Source organism: Ruegeria sp. AL1 (genome assembly GCF_056540905.1).
Window position 1 is genome coordinate 209,207 of sequence record NZ_JBQFXP010000002.1, and the last position, 17,356, is coordinate 226,562.

Genomic DNA, 17,356 nt, shown 5'->3' on the forward strand with positions numbered 1-17,356 from the left:
GCCATTCGGATGGCAGGCTATGCGGTGGTCAGTCAGTTAGAGATTATGCAAGTTATGACCCGCGCCGCGTTCCAGGTCCCGATGGCGCCGATCCACGCATTTAAAAGTGCGGAACCCGTCGCCAAGGTTGTGCCGCCAAAGGCGACCGTGACCAAGCGCGCGGCACCCAAGGCTCCGGCGGCACCTGCGCCCAGGAAAGCCAAGGCTGCGCCAAAACCGGCGCCGACAGCGAAAGCCGCTCCGGCTGCGGCCAAGGCGAAACCTGCCCCGGCGGCCAAACCCGCAGCCAAGGCTGCCCCGAAAAAGGCTGTTGCTGCCAAGGCGTCCCCGGCCACGGCCAAACCGGTTGCCAAAAAGGCCCCGGCGGCGAAACCTGCAGCCCCGAAGACAGCGGCCCCCAAAGCGGCTTCTACAGCCAAGACCGTCAGTCCGAAGCCCGCCCCTAAGCCTGTTGCCAAACCGGTTGAAAAGGCGGCCAACACGACGGCGACGTTCAAATCCAGTGCAGCCGCCAAGACGCCTGTCGCAAAAGCTGCGACATCAAAGTCCACAACAGGGTCGACTAAAGCAAAACCAACCCCGGTTAAGCCTGCATCGACGGCCGCCAAGGCGGAACTCCAAGCAAAACCGGAACCGGTAGCAGCCAAGCCCGCAGCCGCGAAACCCGTTGCGGCGAAGGCGACAGAAAAGCCTGCGGCCCCTGCGCGGCGCACCCGGGCACCGTCCACCCCCCCGGCAATGCCGACACCTTCGGCGAAAACCGAACAGTAATCCGGCCCCATCGGCTTGACACGGTCCTCATGGCGCGCCAACGCTGCGCGTCATGACGGATTTGCGCCCGGTTGGATATGTAATTGGCCTGTTGGTCGCCATTCTTGGGGCGACCATGCTTTTGCCCATGCTCGCCGACATGATCGAGGGCAGGGGCGAATGGCACGTATTCCTTGAAAGCGCGATCATCACTGTTTTGACAGGCAGTGTTCTGGCGATGAGTTGCTCGAACGGTGTCGGGGAAGGTCTGACCATTCGTCAGACCTTTTTGCTGACATCCGGCGTCTGGGTTGCGCTGCCGATATTTGGCGCCATCCCGTTCCTGTTTGGCGAGACCGAGTTGCGGTTCGTCGACGCGTATTTCGAGGCCATGTCAGGGTTGACCACAACAGGTTCGACCGTGATCTCGGGGCTGGACGGTTTGCCCAGCGGCTTGCTGCTGTGGCGCGGCATCCTGCAATGGCTGGGCGGTATCGGCATCATTGTGGTGGCGATGGTCTTCCTGCCCGAGCTTCGGGTCGGGGGGATGCAGATCTTTCGATCAGAGGGGTTTGAAACCATGGGGAAAATCCTGCCGCGCGCGCAGGAGATTGCCGGACAGATTTCCCTGATCTACGTCTTTCTGACCGTCGCCTGCGCATTGGTCTATGCCGGCTTCGGCATGGGGTTCTTTGATGCGGTTGTTCATGCGATGACCACCATCGCGACCGGCGGGTTTTCCAATTACGACAGCTCGTTCGCCACGTTCTCGGGCCCGATGGAATATGCAGCCGCCGTGTTCATGATTTTGGCGGCGTTGCCCTTTGTCCGTTATGTGCAACTGGCAAACGGGAATTCTAGCTCGCTGTGGCGCGACAGTCAGATTCGGGCTTTTCTGGCGACCATCCTGGTTCTCGTGGCAATCATGTCGATCTTTTTGACCTCCGTGTTTCCGCACCATTGGGAACAGGCTGTTCGCGAGTCGTTGTTCAACATTACCTCAATCATCTCGGGCACTGGCTATGCCAGCGTGGATTACATGGGATGGGGCAGCTTCCCGGTCATGTTGTTCTTTCTCATCGGTCTGATCGGAGGCTGCGCAGGCTCGACCGCCTGTTCGATCAAGGTATTCCGGTATCAGCTGCTGTTTGCCTCGATCAAAACGCAGATCAACCGCATTCGATCCCCGCACGGGGTCTTTGTGCCGCGTTATGACGGCCGGGCCATTAGCCGCGATGTTCTGACTTCGGTCATGAGCTTTTTCATGTTCTTCGTGCTGTCGATGGGTGTGCTGTCCTGGGCTCTGGCCCTGACCGGCCTGGATTTCATCACCTCGGTGTCTGGGGCCGCGACGGCCCTGGCAAATGTGGGCCCCGGATTGGGCAACCAGATCGGTCCGGCAGGCAATTTTGCGGGGCTGAACGATACCGCAAAATGGCTTTTGACCATTGGGATGCTGGTTGGCCGCCTCGAGTTGCTGGCGGTCTATGCCATCTTCACGGTGCAATTCTGGAGAGATTGATGAAAAGGCCTCTGGGGGCTCAGATATCTCATATGCTGAAGGATCGGGGTGTCGAGGAGGTTTTCGGAATTCCCGGGGTCCACAATCAGGACATGTTCCGGGGCATCGAAGAGGCGGGTCTGACCCATATATACTGGTGTGGCACGAACAGGGGGCAGGGTTTATGACCGATGGATATGCTCGCGCAACGACCGGCCCGGCGTGGCTTACGTGATCACAGGTCGGGGGCTGGGCAACATCCTGACGCCAATGGGGCAAGCATATTCGGATTCGGTTCTTATGTTGGTGATCTCATCGTGCCTGGATGAGACCGGGGCGCAGCATGGCCAATGGCACCAGATGAAAGATCAACGCGCCGCGTCGCCCAGTGGTCCTGTCAGGCTGATACTGACCAAGCGGCTTATGGCTTGATTGACCGTGCGTTTGAAGAATTTGCCGTATCGCGGCCGCGCTTGAGGCACGAAACCCGGATTTCTGCAAAATTGGCCTAAACTTATGGCGCTATTTCCGCCTCTTCAGAACGTCTGGAAGACATGCAACAGGCTGTTCGGGCCGCGTTTGAAGCGCCTGTTCCGACGCTCATTCGGGTGACGCCAGACATCTTCGACAACTAAGCGCTGCGCCGGGCCGCGGCTTTGTGCCCTAATCCCAACAATGCACCAGAACAGTCATGCCGTTTGCGCGACGACTCAACTCATTCGGGGAAATCTTGCCGCCGTCTTGTGCGGTCTGCCCAGACACGCCTGCCTTGGTCAGTACATCCGTCAATTGCGCGGCATTTGCGGCAAGGCTGACCTTGTCAGGCAAGCTGCGCCCATCGGATGGGGTAGGCAGCAACATGCCCACGACGTTACCACTGCCATCGAACACAGGTCCGCCGGCATCTCCGGGCTGGCTTGCCAGCGCCAATCGCTTGACGCCTTCTTCGCCATTCAATCCGCGAATATCAGCGATTTGGCCGAAGCTCAGGCTTGGTCCACCCAGTGCGCCTTCGTATGAAAAGCCCGACACTGTGATCTCGGACTGGAGACGAGGTTGATCGGCGCGGAATTCTGCCACGCTGATCGGTGCCAGCGTCCGGCGAGGGCGCAGGACCGAGACACCCAGCTCTGCGTCTGTCCAGGCGACTTCAACCTCCTGATCACCGTCCAGTGTGACCCGCGTGCATTGGTCGGTTGCTTCCGATACGGTCAGGACCGTTCCGTTGCGGTCGGCAAAAAAGCCCGAGCGCGACAGGCGCGGTTTACGGATTTGAAGACCCGAGACCAGATCGATCCGCTGTTCCGCATCCGACCCCGCCCCGGCATCCAGCACTGCGTCAGTGGTCGTATAACTGCCGCGCATCGCGGCCAGAACCCGTCTGTGCCGCGCATCATCTTCTTCTGGCCAGACCAGTGTAAACCCTTTGATCTTGCCATCTTTCAACGCAGCCTGCGTCACGGACACGATGCCATTGCCGCGCCCTTCGAGTGTAAAGCTGTCTTTGCGCAGTGTCCGCGGCCCGTTCAGCGGGACGATTTCAAGCGATTGCATGACCTCGTACAAAGCACGCAACGTGGCCTGATTGCCTTCCTGACTAATCAACAGCACCTTGGCGTCTAGATCGCCTGAGCTGGAGAAATGCGCGAAGGGGGCTTCGTATTTCTCGAATGCAACGGCTCCAAGGGGAAGATCCAGTTCGATTCCGGCCTCCAGGTCTGCATACCGGTCCATTCCAACGCTGATCAGAGGTGCATTGTAGTCGTCGATCAGAGCTTTTCTTTGTGCCGTGGTCAGGACGCCAGTTGATTCAAACCCGTTGAAGCGCTGCCATTCACCCATCGACCGCCGGGTGCCCTGTCCAAATGCCCCATCGATGGTCGAATTGTAGAACCCCGCTGCCTGCAAGGCGGTCTGCAGGTCGCGTCTTTCCTGTGCGGTCAACAAGCGCTCGCTCTGCAATGCCTGAGCGCGGGTTTCTTCGCCTGCTTGCAGGGTCAGGTTGGCGGAAGGCTGTGGTTGCGTCTCAAGCGAGGGCGTAACCGGCTCTGGCTCGGGCCTGCTTGCACCTGCAGGCCAGAATTGTTGGTTCATGTTGCTGGAAAACGCGATGAAACTGTCGCGCGGGATTTGCCCTTCGGCCCGATAGACACGCAAGACCTGTTCGGCATCCTCACGCAGATATGGCCCGATAACAATGGCATACCACCCGCTGTTCAACCGGAACCCGTTCACATCCGGCAACGCATCCGCATAAACCTGCGCGCGCTCCTGCGCTTGACGCAGATTTGGTTGTGCTTCGACCTGAACCCAGACGCCCGTGTCTTGCTGGGCAGAAACCGCGCCTGCAAAAGTAAGCACTAGAAAAGAAATTGCCAAAAATATGCGTGTCATTGTCTGCCCGTATCTGCAGTGTTTTATCTTTGGGGCAGATTACGCGAAATTCAGCTGGAATTGCCATGCCCGTGTTAAGGGGAATTTCCAGTGTGGCGGCGCAGTGACAGCCTGGACGCATTGGCCCGTTGACGCCCCTCTGACCCTTGCATAGGAAGGGCAAAACCCATCGGAACAAGGCGCCAGTGCGCCCAAAGGGAATGACATGACCGAACCCAGCAGCGCACCTCGTTCGTTTCAGGAGATCATCCTGCGGCTTCAGACCTATTGGGCCTCGAAAGGCTGCGCGATCCTGCAGCCTTACGATATGGAGGTCGGCGCGGGCACGTTCCACCCGGCGACGACGCTGCGCGCTTTGGGGTCCAAGGCGTGGGCCGCAGCTTATGTGCAGCCCTCGCGCCGTCCGACCGATGGGCGCTATGGTGAGAACCCGAACCGGTTGCAGCATTACTATCAGTATCAGGTGCTGATCAAACCCAGCCCACCGGATTTGCAAGAGCTGTATCTGGGATCACTGCAGGCCATCGGCATCGACATGGACCTGCATGATATCCGGTTCGTCGAGGATGACTGGGAAAGCCCAACGCTGGGTGCCTGGGGTCTGGGCTGGGAGGTCTGGTGTGATGGCATGGAAGTCAGCCAGTTCACCTATTTCCAACAGGTTGGTGGCCACGATTGCGCGCCGGTGTCGGGTGAGTTGACCTATGGGCTTGAGCGTCTGGCTATGTATGTGCTGGGCATAGATCATGTGATGGATATGCCGTTCAACGATCCTCAGTCCCCCAGCCCACTGACCTATGGCGACATCTTCAAGCAGACCGAAGAGGAATACGCCCGCTGGAATTTCGACGTGGCCAATACCGAAGTTCTGCTACGCCATTTCGAAGAGGCTGAGGCCGAGTGTGCCACCATTCTGGCGCAGGAGCATGACGATCCGAAGACCGGCAAGCGGATCGTGATGGCGCATCCTGCCTATGACCAATGCATCAAGGCGTCGCATATCTTCAACCTTCTGGACGCGCGGGGGGTGATCTCAGTCACCGAGCGGCAGGCCTATATCGGCCGCGTCCGCGCGTTGGCCAAGCAATGCGCCGACGCGTTCGTGCAGACCGAGGCCGCCGGGTTCGAGGCCTGATGGCGGGCTCAGGCCAAACCGGGCAGCAGCGCCTTCAGGCCATCGGCGATCATGCTGATGGCAATGGCCGACAGGATCATGCCCATAAAGCGGCTCATGATCACGCGCGCGTTGTCCGACAGCCGCTGCGCCAGCCACGCGGCGTTCCAGAACGTAATCAGCAGCAGGGCGACAACGATCAGGAAAACACCAGCGTAGGCAATGGCTTCTATTGGCTTCTTGATGTGATGGGCATACAGGATCAATGTTGTGATCGTGCCGGGGCCGACCAAAATGGGAAAAGCCAGCGGATAGAACGCGACCGTGTCGGGCTCGGGGTAGGATTGCTTTTCCCCGTCGGTTCCGTGGTGCGAGCTGCTCTCGTTTCCGTTCAGCATGTTCAGCCCGATCATCAGAACGACCAGCCCGCCCGCGACGCGCAGGTGATCGACGCTGATGCCAAACAACCCCAGCGCCTGACTGCCGATCGAGGCGAAGGCGCTGCCGAGAATAATGCAGTAAACCGCTGTTTTCACGGCGACTTTGCGCTGTTCTACGGCGGGCAGGTCCTGCGTGACGCTCAGAAACACGGGCAGGTTGGTGATCGGGTTCATGATCGCGAACAACGCGCCGAAAAATCCGACGGCAAGAGTGGTTTCCATGAAAGGTGCCTCGTTTCAGCCCGTGATCGTCTGGAACCTGTCCTATTTTCCCGGAACTTGAAAGAGGCGGCGTAAGAGATGACAGGGAAACTTCTGGCGCTGATCCTGCTGTTCTCGGCCGCTTTGGCCGGGGGCGGTATGTATTACCTTCAGGTTTATGGGTTCTACTATGATGTCGAACCGCGTCCCGGACAGGACGTCGCGTTGCTAGTGCAAGGGGCGGATGCCCCCGAGGCGATTGCCTATTCCGCGTTTCAGGCGATTGATGCCGACAGCTCTCCGATCCGGTATCGGGCCTGTTTTGAAACCGAACTGACTGCAGATCAGTTGGCAGGGTTTATATCCGTAGAAAACCCCGAACCCCTGACCGCGCCGGGATGGTTTGATTGTTATGATGCCGTCGCCTTGGCTGATGCGTTGAAATCGGGGCAGGCGAAGGCGTTCATGGGCGCGAAGAACATCCACTATGGTGTCGACCGCATTGTGGCGATCACGCAGGACGGCAAGGGTTACGTCTGGCACGCGCTGAACAATTGCGGTGAAAAGGCCTATGACGGCACGGTGGTGGGCGAGGAATGCCCGCTCAGACCGCAGGAGTAAGCCCATGGGCCAGGCTGTCGCGATCCCCGATTTTCTGACCGCAACCCTGGGCTTTGCGGTCTACCTGCTGGGGGCCGAGATCAACGCCCGCGTCGCGACCTTGCGCAACTTCAACATCCCCGAGCCGGTGACCGGAGGGCTTCTGGCCTCGCTGGTGGTGCTGTTCCTGTATCTCACATTCGGGATTGAGCTGTCCTTCGGCCTGACCGCGCGGGATTTTCTGCTGGTTCTGTTCTTTGCCGGGATTGGGCTGAATGCCCGGCTGTCGGATTTGATCGCTGGCGGCAAGCCGTTGCTTTTGTTGCTGATATTGACCCTTCTGACCATCGTCGCGCAGAATGTGATCGGTGCTGGTGGGGCGGTTCTGTTCGGATATCCGGCGCAGGCGGGCGTGCTGTTTGGCTCCGCCGCGCTGATCGGCGGACATGGCACCGCGATTGCATGGGCGCCCGAAGTGGCCGAGGCCACCGGGCTTGCAGGCGCGACCGAACTGGGCGTGGCGGTGGCAACATTGGGCCTTGTGCTGGCGGCTCTGGTTGGCGGCCCCATCGCGCGGCTGCTGGTCGAGGGCCGCAAACTGAGCCCCAGCCGCCCCGAGGAAGAGCATACCGTGGGTCTGCCCGATGAGGTTGACGCAAAAACGGCGATTGATCACCAGACCATCATGCGGGTGCTGCTGCACCTGAACCTCGCCATCATCGCGGGCTATATCCTCAGCGATTTTATCAGCGCGGCGGGGCTGAAACTGCCCCTGTTCGTGCCTTGCCTGATCATGGGCATTGTCATCGCCAACCTGCGCACCGCGCTGTTCCCCAAAGCGCCGCCCGTGGCGCGCACGCCGTCTTTGGCGCTGATCTCGGAATTCGCTCTGGGCGCGTTTCTGGCCATGTCTCTGATGAGCCTGCAGCTGTGGACCATTGCCGAACTGGGCCTCGCCATCGCCGTGATCATGACGGCCCAGACCCTGTTCGCGGTGGCCTTCGTGCTGTGGGTGTTGTTCCCGCTGATGGGCTCGAACTACCGCGCCGCCGTGCTGGCCGCTGGTTTCGGAGGCTTCGCCCTGGGCGCAACCCCGACCGCTATCGCGAATATGACCGCCGTGACCAAGCGATATGGTCCTTCGCCTATTGCCTTTATCGTGCTGCCCCTTGTATCCGCCTTCTTCGTGGATATCGCCAATGCCATCGTCATCCAGACGATCGTGAGTTTCTAAGGACCGACTATGCCCGACCTGCTGATCGAACTGTTTTCCGAAGAAATCCCCGCAAGGATGCAAGCCCGCGCCGGTGAGGACCTGAAAAAGCGGATCACCGATGGTCTGGTCGAGGGCGGTCTGACCTATGCCTCTGCCGCCGCGCTGACCACGCCGCGCCGCCTGACGCTGGCGATTGAGGGGCTGCTGGCCGAAAGCCCGACCATTCGCGAGGAACGCAAAGGCCCGAAAGTGGGCGCTCCGGACAAGGCCATCGAAGGCTTCCTGCGCGGTGCGGGTCTGACCCGTGACCAGTTGGAGGAACGCGAGACCCCCAAGGGTGCGGTCTATTTTGCGACCATGGAAAAAGCAGGTCGTCCGGCAGCGGACATCGTGGCCGAAGTGCTTGAGGCCACCATCCGCAACTTCCCGTGGCCCAAATCGATGCGCTGGGGGGCTGGCTCGATGCGGTGGGTGCGGCCTTTGCATTCGATCCTGTGCATCCTCAGCGATGAAGCGGGTGCGCAGGTTGTGCCGTTGGAGGTCGAAGGGATCACATCCGGCGACACGACCGCAGGCCACCGTTTCATGGCCCCGAACCGGTTCGCGGTCACCTCGTTTGACGATTACGCCGCCAAGCTGAAGCGCGCCTTTGTGGTGCTGTCGCCCAGCGAGCGCGCCGAGCATATCTGGAACGACGCGCAGAACCTCGCCTTTGCCGCTGGTCTGGAGGTGGTCGACGACAAGGGCTTGCTGGCCGAGGTCGCGGGTCTGGTCGAATGGCCGGTGGTGCTGATGGGGCAGATCGATGACGAATTCCTCGACCTGCCGCCCGAGGTGCTGCAGACCTCGATGAAAGAGCATCAGAAGTTCTTTTCGGTGAAGAACCCCAAGACCGGGCGGATTGAGCGGTTCATTACTGTGGCCAATCGCGAGGCTGCAGACAATGGCGCGACCATTCTGGCGGGGAACCAGAAGGTGCTGTCGGCCCGTCTGGCCGACGCGAAATTCTTTTGGGAGAATGACCTGCGCATCGTGCAATCCGACGGGTTCGAGCCGTGGGTCGAAAAGCTGGATGCGGTGACCTTCCACGCCAAGCTGGGATCGCAGGGGGAACGCGTGAACCGGATCGCGGCGCTGGCGCATGAACTGGCCCCGGTGGTTGGGGCCGATCCGGCGCTGGCGATGATGGCCGCACAGGGGTGCAAGGCGGATTTGTCGTCCGAGATGGTGTTCGAATTCCCCGAGTTGCAGGGCCTGATGGGCCGCTACTATGCGGATGCCGCCGAATTGCCTGCAGAAGTGGGGCTGGCGAGCGAGGAGCATTATTCGCCGCTGGGTCCGTCCGATGACCTGCCGACCGCGCCGGTGTCGGTGGCGGTGGCGCTGGCGGATAAGCTGGATACGCTGACCGGGTTCTGGGCGATTGATGAGAAACCGACCGGCTCGAAGGACCCGTTTGCTCTGCGCCGTGCGGCGCTGGGGGTTATTCGGTTGGTGTTACGTAGTGAACTGCGATTGAAACTTCTTGACCTGCTGAGCAGCCAATTCGCGAGGGAAAACGATGCCATCGTTGCCGCGATCCAGAAGAAGCAAGAAGACGCGGTGGACGAATTTAGGGAGAAAACCGGCGGTGGAGCCATGCTAGTCGGCCCGGCCTCAGGTATCGGTTACATGGTCGTTGACGGCAGGAAAGTGGATGCAAGGTCGGTTGATCTTCTCTCCTTCTTCCACGACCGCCTCAAGGTCTTCCTCCGCGACGAAGGCATCCGCCACGACGTGATCGACGCCTGTATCGCGATGGAGGGCAATGATGACCTCAACCTGCTGGTCAAGCGCGCCCGTGCGCTGAATGCGGTGATTGCAACCGAGGATGGCGAAAACCTTGTGCAGGGGTTCAAGCGGGCCAACAACATCCTGTCTCAGGCCGAGGAAAAGGATGGGGTGGAATACTCCTACGGCGCGGATGTGAAATTTGCCGAGACCGATAGCGAAAAGGCGCTGTTTGCAGCGCTGGATGCGGCGCAGGCGCAGATCGATCCGGCCTTGAAGGCCGAGGATTTCCCGGCCGCGATGGCTGCGATGGCCGCTCTGCGGGCTCCGGTCGATGCGTTCTTTGAGGATGTGCAGGTCAATACCGACAACGACATCCTGCGCCGCAACCGCCTGAACCTGCTCAGCCAGATCCGGCAGGTGTGTTCAAGTGTCGCGGATTTGACGCGGATCGAAGGCTGACTTAGATCGCGCTTGCGTCAACCGGGCAGGGGCTTATGCTGCGGTGAAACCAAAAGGTGCCGCAGTGCAGAATAACCCGCAAACGACCCTGATCACATCCACTGCGCCTGTTGCCGCCAACACCCATGGCGGCCGGGCCAAATGTCTGCAACGTCTGGTCCGGCTGGAGATGCCGGTGCCCCGCACCGTTGCTTTGTCATTCGACGCAGTACAGCGGATCGCAAAGGGGCATGTTCCTGATATTGCAGCCATTCTCAGTCAGTTCGACGGCGATGCGTTGCTTTGCGTGCGCCCGAGCTCGGAAGACCCCGATTGGGGTGGCCCGGGGGCGGTTCTGAACATCGGGATGAATGACGCCAACTATCTTGTCCTGTCCAGCGCCATGGGCGCCGATGCTGCGGCTGCACTGTATCTTAGGTTTGTGCAAAGCTATGCCACCCATGTTGCGCGCCTGGACCCGGATGTGTTCGACGATATCGAAGCGGATGGGCGCGAAGGGCTCAGCCTGTCGCTGCGTGCCTATGAGGATGAAACCGACGAGACATTTCCGCAGGATCGGGGTGAGCAACTGATCGGTGTGCTGCGGTCTATGGCGCGCGCCTGGGACGGCACCTCGGCCCGCCTGTTGCGGCAGGCCAAAGGCGCGCCCGCGGATGCCGGGCTGGGCCTTGTCATTCAAGAGATGATCCCCGGCGTTGGACAAGGGGAATGCGGCTCTGGTGTATTGCAGCTGGTCGATCCTTCGACCGGAATGCCGCAGATCACGGGCCGTTATCTGAGTCAAAGCCAGGGTCGGGATGCGCTGGGCGAAGGTGTTTCCGCCTTGTATCTGGAAAAAGACGAGCGTGGTCAGTCTCTTGAGGATGTCGCGCCCGAAGCCTTTGCTGACCTCAAGGCCCACGCGGCCGCCATGCGGGAAAAGCTGCGCGAGGAAATGCAGGTTGAGTTCGTGATCGAAAGCGGTCGGGTGCACATTCTGGATGGCGTACGCGTGCAGCGCGGCTCGCGCGCGGGGATGCGGATCGCGGTGCGGCTGGCCGAGGACGGCATCATCCCGCGTCAGGAAGCGGTGATGCGGATTGACCCGCATTCCCTGAACGAGTTGCTGCACCGTCAGGTTCATCCTGAAGCCAGACGCGATGTTCTGACCACCGGGATCGGTGCAAGCCCCGGTGCCGCGACCGGCAAGATCGTGTTCACCGCCGCCGAAGCCCAGGCCAGCGCCGCGCGCGGAGAGCCTTGTATTCTGGTACGGCGCGAAACCTCGCCCGAAGACGTGCGCGGGATGCATGCGGCGGTGGCCGTGCTGACCGAAAAGGGCGGCATGACCAGCCATGCGGCGGTGATCGGGCGCGGATTGGGTCTGCCATGTATCGTCGGCGCGTCTGAGATGCGGTTTCAAACGAAGAAGAAACAACTCTCGGCCCCGGACGGGCGGGTGTTCAAGACAGGCGATACGCTGACAATTGACGGCAGCTCGGGGCAGGTTTTGGCAGGAACGCCGGCGATGCTGGAAGCGGCTTTGGATGATTGCTTTCAGACCTTGATGGCCTGGGCCGATGCCGAACGCGATATTGAAATCCGCGCCAACGCCGACACGCCCGCCGATGCCCAGACGGCCCGGAATTTTCAAGCGCAAGGGATCGGGTTGTGCCGGACCGAACACATGTTCTTTGATCCCGGTCGCCTGACAGTGATGCGCGAGATGATTTTTGCGCAGACCCCGTCCGGGCGTGCCGCCGTGCTGGAACGGCTTTTGCCCATGCAACGGCAGGATTTCATGCAGCTGTTCCGAATCATGGAAGGGCAGCCGGTCTGTATCCGTCTGTTTGACCCGCCGCTGCATGAGTTTCTGCCCACCACCCGCAGCGGTCAGCGTGAATTGGCCGAAGCGCTGGACCTGCCGGTGTCGGATGTCGAACGCCGTGTCAGTTCGATGAGCGAATATAACCCGATGCTGGGTCTGCGCGGTGTGCGCTTAGGCGTAACCGTGCCTGAAATCTACGACATGCAGGCTCGCGCAATTTTCGAGGCAACGCTGGACGCCAGCAAGGACGGCGCGCCGGTTGTGCCTGAGGTGATGATCCCTCTGGTCTCGGCCAAGCGTGAGGTTGAACTGGTCAAAACGCGTATTGACGCGGTTGCAGCCGAGGTGGCCTCGGAGCGCGGGCAGGAGTTCGATTACAGGCTCGGTGTGATGGTTGAAACGCCCCGCGCCTGCCTTCGGGCAGACGAGATCGCACCGCATTCCGCGTTTTTGAGCTTTGGAACCAATGACTTGACGCAAATGACCTATGGGCTGTCCCGCGACGATGCCGGGCGGTTCATGTCAGCTTATGTGCGTTTGGGCGTGTTTGGCGAAGACCCGTTTCACGTTCTTGACGCGGATGGGGTCGGGGAACTGTTGCGGTTGGGTGCGGAACGTGGCCGGGCCGCGCAGCCGGATGTGACGTTGTCGGTCTGTGGCGAGCACGGGGGCAACCCCGAATCAATCGCCATATGCCGGGCGCTGGGCTTCGACTATGTTTCCTGTTCGCCCTTCCGGGTTCCGGTCGCTCGGCTGTCTGCCGCTCAACTGGCGATTTCGTCCAAACTTGGGGGTTGACTTATTGTCTCCACCCTAGAAATAGTAGTGCAACACACGTCACGCTGTCGAAATTTTTTGACTGCGTGAGCGGGTTTTTTCTTGCCTTTTTAAGAAAACTAGACGTTTGCCCCTAAGTGGGGTATCAGCCTCGTCGCGCCCGCCGGGGGAGGGTTTGGCGCGTTAAAGTGCCTGTGCGAGGTTATCTGATGAGAAGCTACATAATGGCTGCTGCCGTACTGGCGGCAACCGTGCTGCCAAGTATGTCCTATGCTGACCAGCGGGACAGCGACACCGATATTGTGGACGTGGTCGCCCGGAAGGAATTGTCCGGGCAGAATTTCCGCGATTACCTGACTTTGTTCCAGCCGCGCAAGCCGCTGGACAAGGTAGAGGTATCCTACACAAAAGGGTGGCTGGATGAACAGCCCAAAGCGACCGGCGACGAGGGATTCAAGTGCCTTGCCGAGGCGCTGTATTTCGAAGCGCGCGGTGAAAGTGTTCGCGGTCAGTTCGCGGTTGCCGAGGTTATTCTGAACCGGGTCGATAGTGCCCGCTTTCCGAATACGCTGTGCGGGGTGATCCGGCAGGGCACCGGCAAAAAATACCAATGTCAGTTCACTTATACCTGCGATGGTCGGAAAGAGATCATCCGGGAAAAGCGCGCGTATGAGCGGGTCTCAAAAGTGGCGCGAGCGGCGATTGACGGCAGGGCAGATAAACTGACCGATGGTGCCACGCATTACCACACCAAGGCGGTTCGCCCATCCTGGTCCAAGGTCTACAAGGAAACGACGCGGATCGGAGTGCACATCTTCTATCGGCACAACTACCGCACTGCGCGTAACTGATTGCCGCACCCGCGCTGGAAGGTGGGTGGCGCTGGGTAATATGAACTCTATGTTGCGGGCCAGGAGGCCCGCAATGACTTTTTCCCGCAGACAATTCCTGCAAGCCACAACCGCGTGTTTGGTCCTGCCCCGTTCGGTGCATGCCGCACTGCCCGAGTTGCTGGTCCGGCCGTCTTCGCAACAGATTGCGCCGGATGGGTATCCTGAAACAAATATCTGGAGCTATGGCGGCTCCGTGCCCGGACTCGAAATCCGCGTCCGGCAAGGCACGCGGGTGCAGCGTCGCGTGCTCAATCATTTGCCGCAGCCGACCACGGTTCATTGGCATGGCATTCGGATCGACAACGCCATGGATGGTGTGCCTGGCCTGACGCAAGAGGTCATCGCGACCGGCAGCCGTTTTGACTATGACTTTGTCGTCCCCGATGCGGGAACCTATTGGTATCACGCGCATAACCGCTCGGTGGAGCAGGTGGCGCGGGGGCTTTATGGTCCGTTGATTGTAGAGGAATCCGCCGGGCCTGATGTGGATCAGGATGTGACCCTGATGTTGGATGACTGGCGCCTTGATCCCGAAAGCGGTCAGATCAGTGATGACTTTCAGAACGGTCACGACCTCAGCCATGCGGGGCGTTTGGGCAATCTTATTACCGTGAATGGTCAGATCGACCCGGCCTATCCCGTGCGTACCCATGAGCGGTTGAGGTTGCGGCTGATAAATGCGGCCAATGCGCGGATCTTTGACGTCGGTCTGGATGGGCTGACCGGCTGGATCGCGGCGCTGGATGGAATGCCGTTGGATGCGCCGCTGCGAATCGATGGGAGCTTTCCGCTTGGGCCTGCGCAACGCGCCGATCTGATCGTGGATGTCACAACTGGGGTTGGAGGAGTTGCAAGCCTAACCAGCACCGAAAGGGATGGAACCTTTGGGCTGGTCGGTTTTCCGGTGTCGGAGGCTGCGGCATCTGGGCCACGCGAGGGCTTTGACCCTCTGCCGCCCAACCCGGTGCCCGACTTCTCTGTGCAGGAAGCGCCACTGCACCGGATGACAATGCAGGGCGGGGCCATGCGATGGCTTGACAACGCAATTTTGGGCGATACCGAGCTATCTGGTCAGGAGTTGGCTCAGTTGGGGCGGTTCTGGGCCCTGAACGGATATGCCGAGCGCCCGCAAGATCCGTTTCTGGATACGACCATCGGGCAGGTGCATCGCATTGAGTTCGCGAACCAAACAGCCTTTCCGCATGCAATGCATCTGCACGGGCATCATTTCCGTCTGCTGATGCAAGACGGCAGTCTTGGTCCCTGGCGAGATACCGTATTGGTCGGACGCGGCCAGACCCGGCAGATCGCCCTGATGGCGGATAATCCCGGGGATTGGTTGTTGCACTGCCATATGCTGGGCCACGCCGCATCGGGCATGATGAGCTGGTTTCGCGTGACCTGACGCCGCATTCGACGGGTGGAAAGGCGTTTGCTGCGGTGTTATACGCCCGCGCAACGCTTAATTTGGGCACATAGTCCACCGAGCCCGAAAAGGTCCGTCGCATGAGTTCTGAAATCCGTCTTGCTTTCGCGCACCCGTCCGAACGAGCCGAAGCGACGGCTGCGTGCGGACCTCTGGACCGAATTTCGTTGCGCGACCACATCGTTGAAGTCGAGATCGGTGCCTTTCAGGCCGAGAGGGGTACCACGCAGCGCATCTGTTTTAATGTGGTGGTCGAGGTGCGGCCCCTGACCGACCCGATTGATGATGATGTGGATCGCATCCTGTCTTACGACCGTGTCACCGAAGCGATCGCCTTTGAGTTGGCCGCCGAGCGTTTGAACCTGCTTGAAACGTTGGCAGAGCGTGTGGCCGAACGCATTTTACTTGAGCCTCAGGCAGTAAGAGCCTTTGTTCGCATCGAAAAACTGGATCGCGGTCCAGGTGCGCTTGGGGTCGAGATCGTGCGCAGCATGGATGCCACGCATCACGATGTTGCCGAAGAAGAACGCCCCCATCCCCGGCTGGTGTTCCTGTCGAACGAGGCCATCGCCTCGGGCAATCTGACCGGCTGGATCGACCAGCTCGAGAACCGACAGCGCCCTCCGATCTTGTGCGTCGGTGCGGCCGATCTGGCGGTGCCGCAGACAGGTCATGCGATGACCCAGCGCCGCATCGACCTGCTGGCGATCGAGCAGAACGCCTGGGTTCTGGCCGCGCGGGATCATCGCTGTGTGGTGGTCTCGACCCGGACCGAGCTGGATTGGGCGATGAAGAATGGTCAGATTTGCGTCTGGGCGCCGTCCAAGATCGTGCTGGACGCGGTCGATGGCCCCTCGGCGGCGCCGTCTGATGCGGTGGCTTTGGCGGCGTGGTTTGCCGCAACTTTTGAGGCCAGCGAGATGCTGGTGATCGGGGGCGATTTGCCTGAGACCCCAAAAACGCCATTGCGTGCGGTTTCGGTGGAACAGGCCAAGTTGTGACGACCTATTATCGACCGCTTGTGCAGCACGGACCGATGCGCCCAGAGAGCGCAGTATCGCTGGCCGGGCAATCTTTGTGGTTTACGCATGCCGAATGTTTGCAGCGTGATGAGAATTCACGCATTGTAGATATTGATTTGATACCAAAGACTTATCTGGAAAAGCTTACGCGATCTCGCGCGCCCGTTTCGGGGCTGGATATGGCGCGGTCACAGATCATGGGCATTTTGAACGCCACGCCAGACAGTTTCTCGGATGGTGGCGTGCACAATTCGGTCGACGCAGCCCGCGCCGCCGCCGCCGTGATGGTGGCGCATGGGGCGAGCATTCTGGATATCGGCGGGGAATCAACGCGCCCCGGTGCCGATTTCGTGCCCGAAGACGTAGAGATCACCCGGACACAGCCGCTGATCGAAGCGATCCGGGCCGAGACCGATGTGCTGATCTCGATAGACACCCGCAAGGCCAGCGTCGCCAGGGCCGCGCATGAGGCTGGGGCTGGGCTGATCAATGATGTCTCGGGCTTTACCTTCGATCCACAACTTGCGCCGTTTTGCGCCAGCATCGGCGCGCCGGTCTGCGTGATGCATATGCAGGGCGATCCCGGCACGATGCAGGACGATCCGCAGTACGACGACGTGCTGCTGGACGTCTACGATTTCCTTGAATCGCAGATCGCGCATCTGGAAAGCCTCGGGCTAAGCCGGGACCTGATTATCGTCGATCCGGGCATAGGTTTTGGCAAATCCACCGAGCACAACCTGACGCTTTTGCGCAATCTCAGCCTGTTTCATGGGCTCGGTTGCCCGATCTTGTTGGGAGTCTCTCGCAAGGGCATCATTGGTGAAGTCGGCAAAGAGCCGCGCAAGGATGCCCGCGCACCGGGATCAATTGCGGTGGCTCTGGCAGGATTGTCACAAGGCGTGCAGATTATACGTGCCCATGATGTGGCCGAGACGGCTCAGGCCTTGCGTCTGTGGGCCGCTGTCCGGTAGGGCGGGTGC

General features: G+C 60.2%; 13 protein-coding genes and 1 pseudogene. 11 read left to right on the top strand and 3 right to left on the bottom strand.

Going from position 1 to position 17,356, the window contains the following annotated elements:
- Window positions 1–32: 32 nt before the first annotated feature.
- A complete protein-coding gene (locus ACRZ9X_RS04140) occupies window positions 33–812 on the bottom strand; it encodes a hypothetical protein (RefSeq protein ID WP_480516097.1) in 780 nt (259 codons plus the stop codon).
- Between the two features lie 11 nt (window positions 813–823).
- Between ACRZ9X_RS04140 and ACRZ9X_RS04145 the strand changes: the two genes are divergently transcribed.
- Together ACRZ9X_RS04145 and ACRZ9X_RS04150 are read left to right on the top strand one after the other, a co-directional pair.
- Window positions 824–2,272 carry a TrkH family potassium uptake protein gene (locus tag ACRZ9X_RS04145; RefSeq protein WP_480516098.1) on the top strand — a complete coding sequence of 483 codons (1,449 nt, stop codon included), beginning with the start codon at window positions 824–826 and terminating at the stop codon, window positions 2,270–2,272.
- Window positions 2,272–2,733 (top strand): annotated as a pseudogene (locus ACRZ9X_RS04150) (thiamine pyrophosphate-binding protein); the annotation flags it as partial. The gene ACRZ9X_RS04145 and the pseudogene ACRZ9X_RS04150, both read left to right, overlap by 1 nt.
- 181 nt (window positions 2,734–2,914) lie before the next feature.
- On the opposite strand, the gene ACRZ9X_RS04155 reads toward ACRZ9X_RS04150, so the two are convergent.
- The gene (locus ACRZ9X_RS04155; RefSeq protein WP_480516099.1) at window positions 2,915–4,645 is read right to left on the bottom strand and encodes a peptidoglycan-binding protein; all 1,731 of its coding nucleotides are present in this window, start codon (window positions 4,643–4,645) and stop codon (window positions 2,915–2,917) included.
- 205 nt (window positions 4,646–4,850) lie between these two features.
- Between ACRZ9X_RS04155 and ACRZ9X_RS04160 the strand changes: the two genes are divergently transcribed.
- The gene (locus ACRZ9X_RS04160; RefSeq protein WP_480516100.1) at window positions 4,851–5,780 is read left to right on the top strand and encodes a glycine--tRNA ligase subunit alpha; all 930 of its coding nucleotides are present in this window, start codon (window positions 4,851–4,853) and stop codon (window positions 5,778–5,780) included.
- A gap of 8 nt (window positions 5,781–5,788) precedes the next feature.
- Here ACRZ9X_RS04160 and ACRZ9X_RS04165 read toward each other — a convergent pair whose 3' ends face one another.
- Window positions 5,789–6,421, bottom strand: coding sequence for a MarC family protein (locus ACRZ9X_RS04165; RefSeq protein ID WP_480516101.1), 633 nt, complete (start codon window positions 6,419–6,421; stop codon window positions 5,789–5,791).
- Window positions 6,422–6,499: 78 nt separating this feature from the next.
- On the opposite strand from ACRZ9X_RS04165, the gene ACRZ9X_RS04170 reads away from it, so the two are divergent.
- The 8 genes from ACRZ9X_RS04170 (at window position 6,500) to folP (ending at window position 17,347) form a co-directional block, all read left to right on the top strand.
- The gene (locus tag ACRZ9X_RS04170; RefSeq protein ID WP_480516102.1) at window positions 6,500–7,021 is read left to right on the top strand and encodes a DUF6446 family protein; all 522 of its coding nucleotides are present in this window, start codon (window positions 6,500–6,502) and stop codon (window positions 7,019–7,021) included.
- Window positions 7,022–7,025: 4 nt separating this feature from the next.
- Window positions 7,026–8,234, top strand: a complete 1,209-nt coding sequence (gene gltS / locus ACRZ9X_RS04175; RefSeq protein WP_480516103.1) for a sodium/glutamate symporter — start codon at window positions 7,026–7,028, stop codon at window positions 8,232–8,234.
- A 9-nt stretch (window positions 8,235–8,243) separates the two neighbouring features.
- Window positions 8,244–10,448 carry a glycine--tRNA ligase subunit beta gene (gene glyS / locus ACRZ9X_RS04180; protein WP_480516104.1) on the top strand — a complete coding sequence of 735 codons (2,205 nt, stop codon included), beginning with the start codon at window positions 8,244–8,246 and terminating at the stop codon, window positions 10,446–10,448.
- 43 nt (window positions 10,449–10,491) lie between these two features.
- Window positions 10,492–13,053, top strand: coding sequence for a putative PEP-binding protein (locus ACRZ9X_RS04185; protein ID WP_480516105.1), 2,562 nt, complete (start codon window positions 10,492–10,494; stop codon window positions 13,051–13,053).
- Window positions 13,054–13,256: 203 nt separating this feature from the next.
- Window positions 13,257–13,883: a cell wall hydrolase gene (locus ACRZ9X_RS04190; RefSeq protein WP_480516106.1), complete on the top strand. Its 627-nt coding sequence runs from the start codon at window positions 13,257–13,259 to the stop codon at window positions 13,881–13,883.
- 73 nt (window positions 13,884–13,956) lie between these two features.
- The gene (locus ACRZ9X_RS04195) at window positions 13,957–15,330 is read left to right on the top strand and encodes a multicopper oxidase family protein (protein WP_480516107.1); all 1,374 of its coding nucleotides are present in this window, start codon (window positions 13,957–13,959) and stop codon (window positions 15,328–15,330) included.
- A gap of 101 nt (window positions 15,331–15,431) precedes the next feature.
- Window positions 15,432–16,352, top strand: coding sequence for a dihydroneopterin aldolase (locus ACRZ9X_RS04200; RefSeq protein ID WP_480516108.1), 921 nt, complete (start codon window positions 15,432–15,434; stop codon window positions 16,350–16,352).
- Between the two features lie 35 nt (window positions 16,353–16,387).
- Entirely contained in the window at window positions 16,388–17,347 is a 960-nt protein-coding gene (folP, locus tag ACRZ9X_RS04205; RefSeq protein WP_480516109.1) for a dihydropteroate synthase, read from the top strand.
- Window positions 17,348–17,356 lie beyond the last annotated feature (9 nt).

Coding starts and splice junctions, on each gene's coding strand:
- ACRZ9X_RS04145 (WP_480516098.1), top strand. CDS start 824: ATGACGGATTTGCGCCCGGTTGGATATGTAATTGGCCTGTTGGTCGCC.
- ACRZ9X_RS04155 (WP_480516099.1), bottom strand. CDS start 4,645: ATGACACGCATATTTTTGGCAATTTCTTTTCTAGTGCTTACTTTTGCA.
- ACRZ9X_RS04160 (WP_480516100.1), top strand. CDS start 4,851: ATGACCGAACCCAGCAGCGCACCTCGTTCGTTTCAGGAGATCATCCTG.
- ACRZ9X_RS04165 (WP_480516101.1), bottom strand. CDS start 6,421: ATGGAAACCACTCTTGCCGTCGGATTTTTCGGCGCGTTGTTCGCGATC.
- ACRZ9X_RS04170 (WP_480516102.1), top strand. CDS start 6,500: ATGACAGGGAAACTTCTGGCGCTGATCCTGCTGTTCTCGGCCGCTTTG.
- gltS (WP_480516103.1), top strand. CDS start 7,026: ATGGGCCAGGCTGTCGCGATCCCCGATTTTCTGACCGCAACCCTGGGC.
- glyS (WP_480516104.1), top strand. CDS start 8,244: ATGCCCGACCTGCTGATCGAACTGTTTTCCGAAGAAATCCCCGCAAGG.
- ACRZ9X_RS04190 (WP_480516106.1), top strand. CDS start 13,257: ATGGCTGCTGCCGTACTGGCGGCAACCGTGCTGCCAAGTATGTCCTAT.
- ACRZ9X_RS04195 (WP_480516107.1), top strand. CDS start 13,957: ATGACTTTTTCCCGCAGACAATTCCTGCAAGCCACAACCGCGTGTTTG.
- ACRZ9X_RS04200 (WP_480516108.1), top strand. CDS start 15,432: ATGAGTTCTGAAATCCGTCTTGCTTTCGCGCACCCGTCCGAACGAGCC.
- folP (WP_480516109.1), top strand. CDS start 16,388: ATGCGCCCAGAGAGCGCAGTATCGCTGGCCGGGCAATCTTTGTGGTTT.